The organism is Variovorax sp. EL159 (assembly GCF_900100965.1).
GTDB lineage: Bacteria > Pseudomonadota > Gammaproteobacteria > Burkholderiales > Burkholderiaceae_C > Variovorax.
Genome location: NZ_FMUJ01000005.1, coordinates 1 through 12,709 on the forward strand (window position 1 = coordinate 1; position 12,709 = coordinate 12,709).

General features: G+C 62.5%; 8 protein-coding genes, 1 tRNA gene and 1 pseudogene. All 10 read left to right on the forward strand.

The annotated features are described in order from the left end of the window. Positions 1 to 298: pseudogene (tuf, locus tag BLQ28_RS20955) on the forward strand (elongation factor Tu); the annotation flags it as partial. Positions 299 to 319: 21 nt separating this feature from the next. Next, a tRNA-Trp gene (locus BLQ28_RS20960) sits at positions 320 to 395 on the forward strand. 103 nt (positions 396 to 498) lie between these two features. After that, a complete protein-coding gene (gene secE, locus BLQ28_RS20965) occupies positions 499 to 882 on the forward strand; it encodes a preprotein translocase subunit SecE (protein WP_093243502.1) in 384 nt (127 codons plus the stop codon). 3 nt (positions 883 to 885) lie between these two features. After that, the gene (gene nusG / locus BLQ28_RS20970; protein ID WP_093243504.1) at positions 886 to 1,488 is read left to right on the forward strand and encodes a transcription termination/antitermination protein NusG; all 603 of its coding nucleotides are present in this window, start codon (positions 886 to 888) and stop codon (positions 1,486 to 1,488) included. A 134-nt stretch (positions 1,489 to 1,622) separates the two neighbouring features. Continuing rightward, a complete protein-coding gene (gene rplK / locus BLQ28_RS20975) occupies positions 1,623 to 2,054 on the forward strand; it encodes a 50S ribosomal protein L11 (RefSeq protein ID WP_007831051.1) in 432 nt (143 codons plus the stop codon). Beyond that, positions 2,055 to 2,753, forward strand: a complete 699-nt coding sequence (rplA, locus tag BLQ28_RS20980; protein WP_093243507.1) for a 50S ribosomal protein L1 — start codon at positions 2,055 to 2,057, stop codon at positions 2,751 to 2,753. It abuts the gene before it with no gap. Positions 2,754 to 3,018: 265 nt separating this feature from the next. After that, positions 3,019 to 3,555, forward strand: coding sequence for a 50S ribosomal protein L10 (gene rplJ, locus BLQ28_RS20985; RefSeq protein WP_093243510.1), 537 nt, complete (start codon positions 3,019 to 3,021; stop codon positions 3,553 to 3,555). A gap of 43 nt (positions 3,556 to 3,598) precedes the next feature. Further along, complete coding sequence (rplL, locus tag BLQ28_RS20990) at positions 3,599 to 3,976, forward strand: 50S ribosomal protein L7/L12 (RefSeq protein WP_093243512.1); 378 nt, start codon at positions 3,599 to 3,601, stop codon at positions 3,974 to 3,976. A gap of 295 nt (positions 3,977 to 4,271) precedes the next feature. Next, positions 4,272 to 8,396 carry a DNA-directed RNA polymerase subunit beta gene (gene rpoB, locus BLQ28_RS20995; protein ID WP_093243515.1) on the forward strand — a complete coding sequence of 1,375 codons (4,125 nt, stop codon included), beginning with the start codon at positions 4,272 to 4,274 and terminating at the stop codon, positions 8,394 to 8,396. A gap of 21 nt (positions 8,397 to 8,417) precedes the next feature. Beyond that, positions 8,418 to 12,650, forward strand: coding sequence for a DNA-directed RNA polymerase subunit beta' (gene rpoC, locus BLQ28_RS21000; protein ID WP_093243518.1), 4,233 nt, complete (start codon positions 8,418 to 8,420; stop codon positions 12,648 to 12,650). The last annotated feature ends 59 nt before the right edge of the window (positions 12,651 to 12,709 follow it).

The following is a 12,709-nucleotide window of genomic DNA, read 5'->3' on the forward strand; positions in this document are numbered from 1 at the left end:
CTCGATCAAGCCGCACACGCACTTCACCGCCGAGGTGTACGTGCTGTCCAAGGACGAAGGTGGCCGTCACACGCCGTTCTTCAACAACTACCGTCCGCAGTTCTACTTCCGCACGACGGACGTGACCGGCGCGATCGAGCTGCCCAAGGACAAGGAAATGGTCATGCCTGGCGACAACGTCAGCATCACCGTCAAGCTGATCAACCCGATCGCGATGGAAGAAGGCCTGCGCTTCGCCATCCGTGAAGGCGGCCGTACCGTGGGTTCGGGCGTCGTGGCCAAGATCCTCGACATCTAAGCCAAGCGTAAAGAGTACCGGAGGGGTATAGCTCAATTGGCAGAGCGTCGGTCTCCAAAACCGAAGGTTGTAGGTTCGATTCCTACTGCCCCTGCCACCTAGGTGGCACCCCGAAAAAGCCCGTCGCGTCCCGACGGGCTTCGGCGTCTCAAGAAGGCGCATTGAATTGAAGGCCGAAAGGCACAGGAAATCAGCCAACCATGGCCACTTCTCAAATCGAAACCGTGAGCACCGGCGCAGACAAGGCCAAGTTGGCCGCGGCTGTTGTGCTGGCAGTGGGCGCCATCGTGGCGTTCTACCTGCTCTCGCGCCAGGGCTCGCTGGCCCAGTGGGCTGCGCTGCTGGTCGGCTTGGCCGCCGCGGTGGGCGCCTTTGGCAGTTCGGAGAATGGCCGTCAGTTGTGGGCCTTCGGCCGCGACTCGTGGCGCGAGGTCAAGAAGGTCGTGTGGCCGACCCGCAAGGAAGCAATGCAGATGACGGCTTACGTGTTCGCCTTCGTGGCGATCATGTCCGTCTTCCTCTGGCTCACCGACAAGACGCTCGAATGGGTGTTTTTCGACCTCATTCTGGGCTGGAGAAAGTAAGCAATGACCGACGACGTAGTTGAAACCACGCCGGAAGAAGAGAACACTCCGATTCTGGCTCCTGCCGCCAATCCCGACCTGCGTTGGTACGTGGTGCATGCCTATTCGGGCATGGAAAAGGCCGTCGAGCGCAACATCACCGAGCGCATCAACCGCGCCGGCATGCAGGACAAGTTCGGTCGCATCCTGGTTCCGACCGAGGAAGTGGTCGAAATCAAGAACGGCCAGAAGCGCACGACCGAGCGTCGCTTCTTCCCGGGCTACGTGCTGGTCGAAATGATCATGGACGACGAGAGCTGGCACCTGGTGAAGCACACCAACAAGGTGACGGGTTTCGTGGGCGGTGCCAAGAACCGTCCGGCTCCGATCTCGCAGAAAGAGGTCGAGGACATCGTCAGCCAGATGCAGCAGGGCACCGAGAAGCCCCGCCACAAGGTGGAGTTCATCGTCGGCGAGTTCGTGCGCGTCAAGGAAGGCCCGTTCACGGACTTCAACGGCACCGTCGAAGACGTGAACTACGAGAAGAGCAAGGTGAGCGTGTCGGTCATGATTTTCGGCCGCTCGACGCCTGTCGAACTCGAATTCAGCCAGGTCGAAAAGACCTGAGCCTCGGGTCGAAAGGCCTGAACCCATTCTGGCTGCGCGTTGTCCGACTCGGCGCGCGGCCTTGATCGAAGAGTCGTTAAACCCCGGGGAGCCTCGGCGAGAGCCAAGGCGATATCACCCGCAAGGAGCAAAGCATGGCGAAAAAAATCGTCGGCTTCATCAAGCTGCAAGTGCCAGCTGGTAAGGCCAACCCGTCACCACCCATCGGTCCCGCACTGGGCCAGCGTGGTTTGAACATCATGGAGTTCTGCAAGGCGTTCAACGCGCAAACCCAAGGCGTCGAGCCGGGTCTGCCGCTGCCGGTGGTCATCACCGCGTTCGCTGACAAGAGCTTCACCTTCATCATCAAGACGCCCCCGGCGATCACCTTGATCAAGAAGGCCATCAAGCTGGAAAAGGGCTCGGCCCGTCCGCACACCGACAAGGTCGGCAAGATCACGCGCGCTCAGCTCGAAGAAATCGCCAAGGCCAAGATGAAGGACCTGACTGCTGCCGATCTGGACGCAGCGGTTCGCACCATCGCCGGCTCTGCCCGCTCGATGGGCGTGAATGTGGAGGGCGTGTAAATGTCCAAGATCACCAAGAAGCAAAAGTCGCTCGCCGGCAAGGTCGACAGCAACAAGCTGTACGCCCTCGTTGAAGCCATCGACCTCGTGAAGGAAGCCGCCACCGCCAAGTTCGACGAATCGATCGACGTGGCCGTGCAGCTCGGCATCGATGCGAAGAAGTCGGACCAGGTGGTGCGTGGCGCCGTCGTGATGCCCAACGGCACCGGCAAGACCAAGCGCGTGGCCGTGTTCGCCCAAGGCGCCAAGGCTGAAGAAGCCAAGGCTGCCGGCGCCGACATCGTCGGCATGGACGACCTGGCTGCCATGGTCAAGGCTGGCGACATGCCTTTCGACGTCGTGATCGCTGCCCCCGACGCGATGCGCGTCGTCGGTACGCTCGGCCAGATCCTCGGCCCGCGCGGCCTGATGCCCAACCCGAAGGTTGGCACCGTGACGCCCGACGTCGCGACCGCTGTCAAGAACGCCAAGGCTGGCCAGGTCCAGTTCCGCGTCGACAAGGCCGGCATCATCCACGGCACGATCGGCCGTCGTTCGTTCGATACCGACAAGCTGCAGGGCAACCTGGCTGCGCTGATCGACGCTCTGGTCAAGGCCAAGCCGACGACCAGCAAGGGCGTGTACCTGCGCAAGGTGGCTGTGTCGTCGACCATGGGTCTGGGTGTCCGCGTGGACACGCAAACCATCTCGGCGAGCTAAAGAGATTTGCCCGACCCCTGAGCTGACGTGAAGGGGGAGGGCGGATGTGGTGGGTCGCGGCGGCTTCGGTTGCCGCGGGCCATCCAAGACCGCTGGTGTGCAGGGCGCTGCACTTAATCGCCGGATCGATCCTTCCGGTATCCAGCGCAGATGGCGATCCCACTGCAAGGAATCAAGGAATTTGATTTTTTGTTCCGAACAGTTGGTCGCTGCATGAAGCGCGATCCCAGGCCCCGGCCGAAGATCGCATTAAAAGGAGTAGACCTTGAGTCTGAATCGCAGTGAGAAAGAAGCGGTCATCAGTGATGTGACCAGCCTCGCCGCTAAAGCTCAAACGCTCGTGATGGCGGAATACCGTGGCATCACGGTTGCCGATATGACCAAACTGCGCAGCGAAGCTCGCAGCAAGGGTGTGACCCTCAGCGTGTTGAAGAACACGCTGGCACGCCGTGCTGTCGCTGGTAGCGCATTTGAAGTCGTCGGCGACCAGATGACCGGTCCGCTGATCTACGGCTTTTCCGAAGACGCAGTGGCTGCCGCCAAGGTGGTGGCCGACTTCGCGAAGACCAACGACAAGTTGGTGATTCGCGGTGGCGCGTTTGGCGGCAAGGCCCTGGACGTCAACGGCGTGAAGCAACTGGCCAACATCCCTTCGAAGGAAGTGCTGCTGGCGCAATTGCTGGGCTTGATGCAATCCCCGATCTCTCGTACCGCCCGCGTGCTCGCGGCGCTGGCCGAGAAGCGCGGTGGTGGCGAAGCTGCACCCGCTGCCGATGCACCGGCAGAAGCGCAGGCCGCCTGAGCCTCGCGTTTGAAATATTCAACCCAATTGTTAGGAAACAAAAATGGCATTCGATAAAGACGCATTTCTGACCGCGCTCGACAGCATGACGGTCCTGGAACTCAACGACCTGGTGAAAGCCATCGAAGAGAAGTTCGGCGTGAGCGCCGCTGCAATGGCCGCTCCGGCCGCTGGTGGTGGCGGTGGCGCCGCTGCTGCTGCCGAAGAGCAAACCGAATTCAACGTCATGCTGATGGATGCTGGCGCGAACAAGGTTTCGGCGATCAAGGCAGTGCGCGAAATCACCGGCCTGGGCCTCAAGGAAGCCAAGGACCTGGTGGAAGCCGCTCCCAAGGCTGTCAAGGAAGGCCTGTCGAAGGCTGACGCTGAAGCCGCCAAGAAGAAGCTGGAAGAAGCCGGCGCCAAGGTGGAACTGAAGTAATTCAGACCCCCTAGAGGGCTGGAGGTGCCTGAAAAGGCCCTCCAGCCTTTGCCGCTTTCAGAGCGCACCCAAAAGCCGGCTCGTTGCCGGCTTTCCCGGAGACCCGAAAGGCTCCGGAAAAGCCAAGAACGAGACGTTTTTTGAGTGTCTTCTGACCCCGACTGCAGAAGACCCCTTGGTTCGGGCGATGTGCAACGCATCGCTGTCCGCCAACGGCTGGTAGTGGCCAGCCGCCAAGCAGTGGTGCCTCGGCACTGCTGACAAGTCGCTGAAGATCTCAAGCACCGGAGCTCTCATGGCCCAATCGTCCGCGTACAGTTACACCGAACGCAAGCGCATCCGAAAAAGTTTCGGTAACCGCGACAGCGTCGTCGAAATCCCCTACCTGCTGCAGATGCAGAAAGACGCGTACACCGCGTTCCTGCAAGCCGGCATCGCCCCCAAACAGCGCACCGTCGAAGGCCTGCAGGCCGCGTTCGACGCCGCCTTCCCGATCGTCTCGCACAACGGTTTTGTCGAGATGAAGTTCCTCGAGTACAACCTCGCGAAGCCGGCTTTCGACGTGCGTGAATGCCAGACCCGTGGTCTGACCTTCGCCTCGGCCGTGCGCGCCAAGGTCCAGCTCATCATCTATGACCGCGAGTCGTCGACGTCGCAGTCGAAGGTGGTCAAGGAAGTGAAGGAACAAGAGGTCTACATGGGCGAAGTGCCGCTCATGACCGACAAGGGTTCGTTCATCATCAACGGCACCGAACGCGTGATCGTGTCGCAGCTGCACCGCTCGCCGGGCGTGTTCTTCGAGCACGACAAGGGCAAGACGCACAGCTCGGGCAAGCTGCTGTTCTCGGCCCGCGTGATTCCTTACCGCGGTTCGTGGCTCGACTTCGAGTTCGACCCGAAGGACATGCTGTACTTCCGCGTGGACCGTCGCCGCAAGATGCCGGTCACGATCCTGCTGAAGGCCATCGGCCTGAACCCGGAATCGATCCTCGCGAACTTCTTCGTGAACGACAACTTCCGCCTGATGGACAGCGGCGCGCAGATGGAGTTCGTCTCCGAGCGCCTGCGCGGCGAAGTCGCGCGCTTCGACATCACCGACAAGTCGGGCAAGGTCGTGGTCGCCAAGGACAAGCGCGTCACCGCGCGCCACACCCGTGAGCTGGAACAAGGCGGCACCACGCACATCAGCGTGCCCGAAGACTTCCTGATCGGCCGCGTGATCGCACGCAACATCGTCGACGCCGACTCCGGTGAAATCCTGGCCAAGGCCAACGACGAGCTGACCGAAGCGCTGCTGAAGAAGCTGCGCACCGCCGGCGTTCAAGACGTTCAGGTGATCTACACCAACGAACTGGACCAGGGCGCGTACATCTCGCAAACGCTGCGCATCGACGAAACCGTCGACGAGTTCGCAGCGCGCGTGGCCATCTACCGCATGATGCGCCCCGGCGAGCCGCCGACGGAAGACGCCGTGCAAGCGCTGTTCCAGCGCCTGTTCTACAACCCGGACACGTACGACCTGTCGCGCGTCGGCCGCATGAAGTTCAACGCCAAGGTCGGCCGCGACGAATCGACCGGCCCGATGGTGCTGACCAACGAAGACATCCTGGCCGTGGTCAAGATCCTCGTTGACCTGCGCAACGGCAACGGCGAAGTCGACGACATCGACCACCTGGGCAACCGCCGCGTGCGTTGCGTCGGCGAACTGGCCGAAAACCAGTACCGCACCGGCCTGGCCCGCATCGAGAAGGCCGTGAAGGAGCGTCTGGGTCAAGCGGAGCAAGAGCCGCTGATGCCGCACGACCTGATCAACAGCAAGCCGATCTCGGCCGCGCTGAAGGAATTCTTCGGTGCTTCGCAGCTGTCGCAGTTCATGGACCAGACGAACCCGCTGTCCGAAATCACCCACAAGCGCCGCGTGTCGGCCCTTGGCCCGGGTGGTCTGACGCGTGAACGTGCAGGCTTCGAAGTGCGCGACGTGCACGTGACCCACTACGGCCGCGTGTGCCCGATCGAAACGCCTGAAGGCCCGAACATCGGTCTGATCAACTCGCTGGCCCTGTACGCCCGCCTGAACGAATACGGCTTCATCGAGACGCCGTATCGCCGCGTGGTGGACAGCAAGGTCACGAACGACATCGATTACCTGTCAGCCATCGAAGAAGGCAAGTACGTCATCGCCCAGGCCAATGCGACCCTGGACAAGGACGGCGTGCTGACCGGCGACCTGGTCTCGGCGCGTGAAGCCGGCGAATCGATCCTGGTCGGTGCCGAGCGCATTCAGTACATGGACGTGTCGCCCGCGCAGATCGTGTCTGTGGCTGCTTCGCTCGTGCCGTTCCTGGAGCACGACGACGCGAACCGCGCGTTGATGGGCGCCAACATGCAGCGTCAGGCCGTTCCTGTGCTGCGTCCCGAAAAGCCGATGGTCGGTACCGGTATCGAGCGCGTCTCCGCGGTCGACTCGGGCACCGTGGTCACGGCCACCCGTGGCGGTATCGTCGACTACGTCGATGCGACCCGCGTCGTGGTGCGCGTGAACGACGCCGAAGCGGCAGCCGGTGAAGTCGGTGTGGACATCTACAACCTGATCAAGTATCAGCGTTCGAACCAGAACACCAACATCCACCAGCGTCCGATCGTCAAGCGCGGCGACAAGATCGCCAAGGGCGACGTGGTGGCTGACGGTGCATCGACCGACCTCGGCGAACTGGCCCTCGGCCAGAACATGCTGATCGGCTTCATGCCCTGGAACGGCTACAACTTCGAAGACTCGATCCTGATCTCGGAACGCGTCGTCGCCGAAGACCGCTACACCTCGATCCACATCGAGGAACTGGTGGTGATGGCCCGCGACACGAAGCTGGGCGCAGAAGAAATCACGCGCGACATCCCGAACCTGGCCGAGCAGCAGCTCAACCGCCTCGACGAATCCGGCATCATTTATGTCGGCGCCGAAGTGCAGCCGGGCGACACGCTGGTGGGCAAGGTCACGCCGAAGGGCGAGACCACGCTGACGCCTGAAGAGAAGCTGCTGCGCGCCATCTTCGGCGAGAAGGCTTCCGACGTGAAGGACACCTCGCTGCGTGTGGACCAGGGTTCGCAAGGTACCGTGATCGACGTGCAGGTGTTCACCCGCGAAGGCATCACGCGCGACAAGCGCGCCCAGCAGATCATCGACGACGAGCTCAAGCGTTTCCGCCTCGACCTGAACGACCAGCTTCGCATCGTCGAAGCCGACGCGTTCGACCGTATCGAGAAGCTGCTGACCGGCAAGGTCGCCAACGGCGGCCCGAACAAGCTGGCCAAGGGCACCAAGCTCGACAAGGCCTACCTGTCGTCGGTCGAGAAGTTCCACTGGTTCGACATCCGCCCGGCGGAAGACGAAGTGGCGACGCAGCTCGAGTCGATCAAGAACTCGCTGGAGCAGACGCGCCACAGCTTCGACCTCGCGTTCGAAGAAAAGCGCAAGAAGCTCACGCAGGGCGACGAGCTGCCCGCGGGCGTGCTGAAGATGGTCAAGGTCTACCTGGCCGTCAAGCGCCGCCTGCAACCTGGCGACAAGATGGCCGGCCGCCACGGCAACAAGGGTGTGGTGTCGAAGATCGTTCCAGTCGAAGACATGCCGCACATGGCCGACGGTACGCCGTGCGACATCTGCCTGAACCCGCTGGGCGTGCCTTCGCGGATGAACGTGGGCCAGGTGCTCGAAGTGCATCTGGGCTGGGCCGGCAAGGGCATCGGCCAGCGCATCGGTGACCTGCTGCAGCAAGAGGCCAAGGTGGCCGAGCTGCGCAAGTTCATGGAGCAGCTGTACAACGGCTCGGGCCGCAAGGAAGACATCAGCTCGCTGAACGACTCCGAACTGCTCGAAATGGCAGCGAACCTGCAGAACGGCGCGACCTTCGCGACGCCTGTGTTCGACGGTGCGTCGGAAGAAGAAATCCGCGGCATGCTGAAGCTCGCCTACCCGGACGACATCGCCAAGCTCAAAGGCCTGACCGATACGCGCACGCAGGCGTACCTGTTCGACGGCCGCACTGGCGACCAGTTCGAGCGTCCCGTCACCGTCGGCTACATGCACTTCTTGAAGCTGCACCACTTGGTCGACGACAAGATGCACGCCCGTTCGACCGGCCCGTACTCGCTCGTCACGCAGCAACCGCTGGGCGGCAAGGCGCAGTTCGGCGGCCAGCGTTTCGGGGAAATGGAAGTGTGGGCGCTGGAGGCTTACGGCGCCGCCTACGTCCTGCAGGAAATGCTGACCGTGAAGTCCGACGACGTGCAAGGCCGTACCAAGGTGTACGAGAGCATCGTCAAGGGCGAGCACTCGATCGAAGCCGGCATGCCGGAATCGTTCAACGTGCTGGTCAAGGAAATTCGTTCGCTGGGGCTCGACATCGAGCTCGAGCGTTCTTAATTTGAAAAGGGAAAGAGTCTTATGAAATCGCTACTCGACCTGTTCAAGCAATTCACGCCCGATGAGCATTTCGATGCCATCAAGATCGGCATGGCTTCGCCCGAGAAGATCCGTTCGTGGTCTTTCGGTGAAGTGAAGAAGCCCGAGACGATCAACTACCGCACGTTCAAGCCCGAGCGCGACGGTCTCTTCTGCGCCAAGATCTTCGGCCCCATCAAGGACTACGAGTGCCTGTGCGGCAAGTACAAGCGCCTGAAGCACCGCGGTGTGATCTGCGAGAAGTGCGGCGTCGAAGTCACGCAGACCAAGGTGCGTCGCGAGCGCATGGGTCACATCGACCTGGCCGCGCCCTGCGCCCACATCTGGTTCCTGAAGTCGCTGCCGTCGCGTCTGGGCCTCGTGCTCGACATGACGCTGCGCGACATCGAACGCGTGCTGTACTTCGAAGCCTACGTGATCACCGACCCCGGCATGACCCCGCTGAAGAAGTTCGGCATCATGTCCGAGGACGACTACGACGCGAAGCGCAAGGAATACGGCGACGAATTCGTTGCCAAGATGGGCGCCGAAGGCATCAAGGACCTGCTCGAAGGCATCGAGCTCGACAGCGAGATCGAACGCCTGCGCGGTGACCTGACCGGTTCCGAAGTCAAGGTCAAGAAGAACTCCAAGCGCCTGAAGGTGCTGGAAGCCTTCCGCAAGTCGGGCATCAAGCCCCAGTGGATGGTGCTGGACGTGCTGCCCGTGCTGCCGCCGGACCTGCGTCCGCTGGTGCCGCTGGACGGCGGCCGCTTCGCGACCTCCGACCTGAACGACCTGTACCGCCGCGTCATCAACCGCAACTCGCGTCTGCGCCGCCTGTTGGAGCTGAAGGCTCCGGAAATCATCGCGCGCAACGAAAAGCGGATGCTGCAAGAGGCTGTCGACTCGCTGCTGGACAACGGCCGCCGTGGCAAGGCCATGACGGGCGCCAACAAGCGCGCGCTGAAGTCGCTCGCCGACATGATCAAGGGCAAGAGCGGCCGCTTCCGCCAGAATCTGCTGGGCAAGCGCGTCGACTACTCGGGCCGTTCGGTCATCGTGGTGGGCCCGACGCTCAAGCTGCACCAGTGCGGCCTGCCGAAGCTGATGGCGCTCGAGCTGTTCAAGCCCTTCATCTTCTCGCGCCTCGAAGCCATGGGCATCGCGACGACGATCAAGGCTGCCAAGAAGGAAGTCGAATCGGGCACGCCGGTGGTCTGGGACATCCTGGAAGAGGTCATCAAAGAGCACCCGGTCATGCTGAACCGTGCGCCTACGCTGCACCGTCTGGGCATCCAGGCCTTCGAGCCGATCCTGATCGAAGGCAAGGCCATCCAGCTGCACCCGCTCGTCTGCGCGGCATTCAACGCCGACTTCGACGGTGACCAGATGGCCGTTCACGTGCCGCTGTCGGTGGAAGCGCAAATGGAAGCCCGCACGCTGATGCTGGCCTCCAACAACGTGCTGTTCCCGGCTTCGGGCGAACCGTCGATCGTTCCTTCGCAGGACGTGGTGCTGGGTCTGTACTACACGACCCGCGACCGCATCAACGGCAAGGGCGAGGGCCTGATCTTCTCCGACATCGGTGAAGTGCAGCGCGCGCTCGACGCCAACGAAGTCGAGCTGACCGCCCGCGTCGCCGTGCGTATCACGGAGTACACGAAGAACAAGGAAACCGGCGAATTCACGCCGTCGACCTCGCTCGTGGACACCACCGTGGGCCGCGCGCTGCTGTCCGAGATCCTGCCGAAGGGCCTGCCGTTCTCGAACATCAACAAGGCGCTGAAGAAGAAGGAAATCTCCAAGCTCATCAACGTCTCGTTCCGCAAGTGCGGCCTGAAAGAGACCGTCGTGTTCGCCGACAAGCTGCTGCAAAACGGCTTCCGCCTGGCAACCAAGGCCGGTATCTCGATCGCCATCGACGACATGCTGGTGCCCGCTGAAAAGCACGGCATCATCGAGCGCTCGGCCAAGGAAGTGAAGGAGATCGAGCAGCAGTACGTCTCCGGTCTCGTGACCTCCGGCGAACGCTACAACAAGGTGGTGGACATCTGGGGCAAGGCCGGCGACGAAGTGTCGAAGGTCATGATGGCCAAGCTCTCCAAGGAGCGCGTCATCGATCGCCACGGCAAGGACGTCGAGCAGGAGTCGTTCAACTCCATCTACATGATGGCCGACTCGGGTGCCCGCGGTTCCGCTGCGCAGATTCGCCAGGTGGCCGGTATGCGGGGCCTGATGGCCAAGCCGGACGGCTCGATCATCGAGACGCCCATTACCGCGAACTTCCGCGAAGGCCTGAACGTGCTGGAGTACTTCATCTCCACCCACGGTGCCCGTAAGGGTCTGGCCGACACGGCGCTGAAGACGGCGAACTCGGGTTACCTGACCCGTCGTCTGGTCGACGTGACGCAAGACCTGGTCGTGACCGAACAGGACTGCGGCACGCACAACGGCTACCTGATGCGCGCGATCGTCGAAGGCGGTGAAGTGATCGAGTCGCTGCGCGACCGAATCCTGGGCCGTACGGCTGCGGACGACGTGCTGCATCCGGAAAACCGTGCGGTGCTGCTGAAGGCCGGTTCGATGTTCGACGAGGACACCATCGAAGAACTCGAGGCGCAAGGCGTCGACGAGGTCAAGGTGCGTACCGCGCTGACCTGCGAAACCCGCTTCGGCATCTGCGCGACCTGCTACGGCCGCGACCTGGGCCGTGGCGGCCTGATCAACATCGGCGAAGCCGTCGGTGTGATCGCTGCGCAGTCCATCGGCGAACCCGGCACGCAGCTGACGATGCGTACCTTCCACATCGGTGGTGCCGCTTCGCGCGCTGCCATCGCTTCGAGCGTGGAAGCCAAGTCGAACGGCTCGATCGGCTTCAACGCCACGATGCGCTACGTGACCAACAGCAAGAGCGAGCTGGTCGTGATTTCGCGTTCGGGCGAGATCGTCATCCATGACGAACACGGCCGCGAGCGCGAGCGCCACAAGGTGCCGTACGGTGCGACCCTGACGGTCAAGGCCGACCAGCAGATCAAGGCTGGCCACGTGCTGGCCAACTGGGACCCGCTGACCCGCCCGATCATCACGGAATTCGCCGGCAAGACGCAGTTCGAAAACGTCGAGGAAGGCCTCACGGTCGCCAAGCAGGTGGACGAAGTGACCGGTCTGTCGACCCTGGTCGTGATCGACCCGAAGCGCCGCGGCGCTGCCAAGGTCGTTCGCCCGCAGGTCAAGCTGATCGACGCGCAAGGCCAGGAAGTGAAGATTCCGGGTACCGACCACTCGGTGACGATCGGCTTCCCGATCGGCGCTCTGGTGCAGGTGCGCGACGGCCAGGACGTGGGCCCCGGCGAAGTGCTGGCGCGTATTCCGGTCGAAGGCCAGAAGACCCGCGACATCACCGGCGGTCTGCCGCGCGTTGCCGAGCTGTTCGAAGCCCGTTCGCCGAAGGACAAGGGCATGCTGGCCGAAATGACCGGTACCGTGTCGTTCGGCAAGGAAACGAAGGGCAAGATCCGCCTGCAGATCACCGATCCGGAAGGCACGGTCTGGGAAGACCTCGTGCCGAAGGAAAAGAACATCCTGGTGCACGAAGGCCAGGTGGTGAACAAGGGCGAATCCGTGGTCGACGGCCCGGCGGACCCGCAGGACATCCTGCGCCTGCTGGGTTCGGAAGAACTGGCGCGCTACATCGTGGACGAAGTGCAGGACGTGTACCGCTTGCAGGGTGTGAAGATCAACGACAAGCACATCGAGGTGATCGTTCGCCAGATGCTGCGCCGCGTCGTGGTCGACAACATCGGCGAGACCGGCTACATCTCCGGCGAACAGGTCGAACGCAGCGAAATGCTCAACACCAACGACGCCCTGCGCGCCGAAGGCAAGATCCCCGCGACGTTCACCAACCTGCTGCTGGGTATCACGAAGGCGTCGCTGTCGACCGACTCGTTCATCTCGGCTGCTTCGTTCCAGGAAACGACGCGCGTGCTGACCGAAGCCGCGATCATGGGCAAGCGCGACGAGCTGCGCGGCCTGAAGGAAAACGTCATCGTCGGCCGCCTGATTCCCGCAGGCACCGGCATGGCGTACCACCAGGCCCGCAAGGTCAAGGACGCCATGGACGAGGCCGAGCGCCGCGCCATCGCCGAGTCGGAAGCTGCCGAACTGGCAGGCTCCGGCGAGAGCGATGTGACCAGCACGGCCGACGCCAGCGAAGGCGCCGCGACCGAATAACTGGTTAGCATCACCGGCCATGACCGGTACCCCACGCCCCCCGACCGCTCACGGTTGGG

Excerpts from the sequence above, each read along its gene's own strand:
- secE (WP_093243502.1), top strand. The coding sequence starts at position 499 with ATGGCCACTTCTCAAATCGAAACCGTGAGCACCGGCGCAGACAAGGCC.
- nusG (WP_093243504.1), top strand. The coding sequence starts at position 886 with ATGACCGACGACGTAGTTGAAACCACGCCGGAAGAAGAGAACACTCCG.
- rplK (WP_007831051.1), top strand. The coding sequence starts at position 1,623 with ATGGCGAAAAAAATCGTCGGCTTCATCAAGCTGCAAGTGCCAGCTGGT.
- rplA (WP_093243507.1), top strand. The coding sequence starts at position 2,055 with ATGTCCAAGATCACCAAGAAGCAAAAGTCGCTCGCCGGCAAGGTCGAC.
- rplL (WP_093243512.1), top strand. The coding sequence starts at position 3,599 with ATGGCATTCGATAAAGACGCATTTCTGACCGCGCTCGACAGCATGACG.
- rpoB (WP_093243515.1), top strand. The coding sequence starts at position 4,272 with ATGGCCCAATCGTCCGCGTACAGTTACACCGAACGCAAGCGCATCCGA.
- rpoC (WP_093243518.1), top strand. The coding sequence starts at position 8,418 with ATGAAATCGCTACTCGACCTGTTCAAGCAATTCACGCCCGATGAGCAT.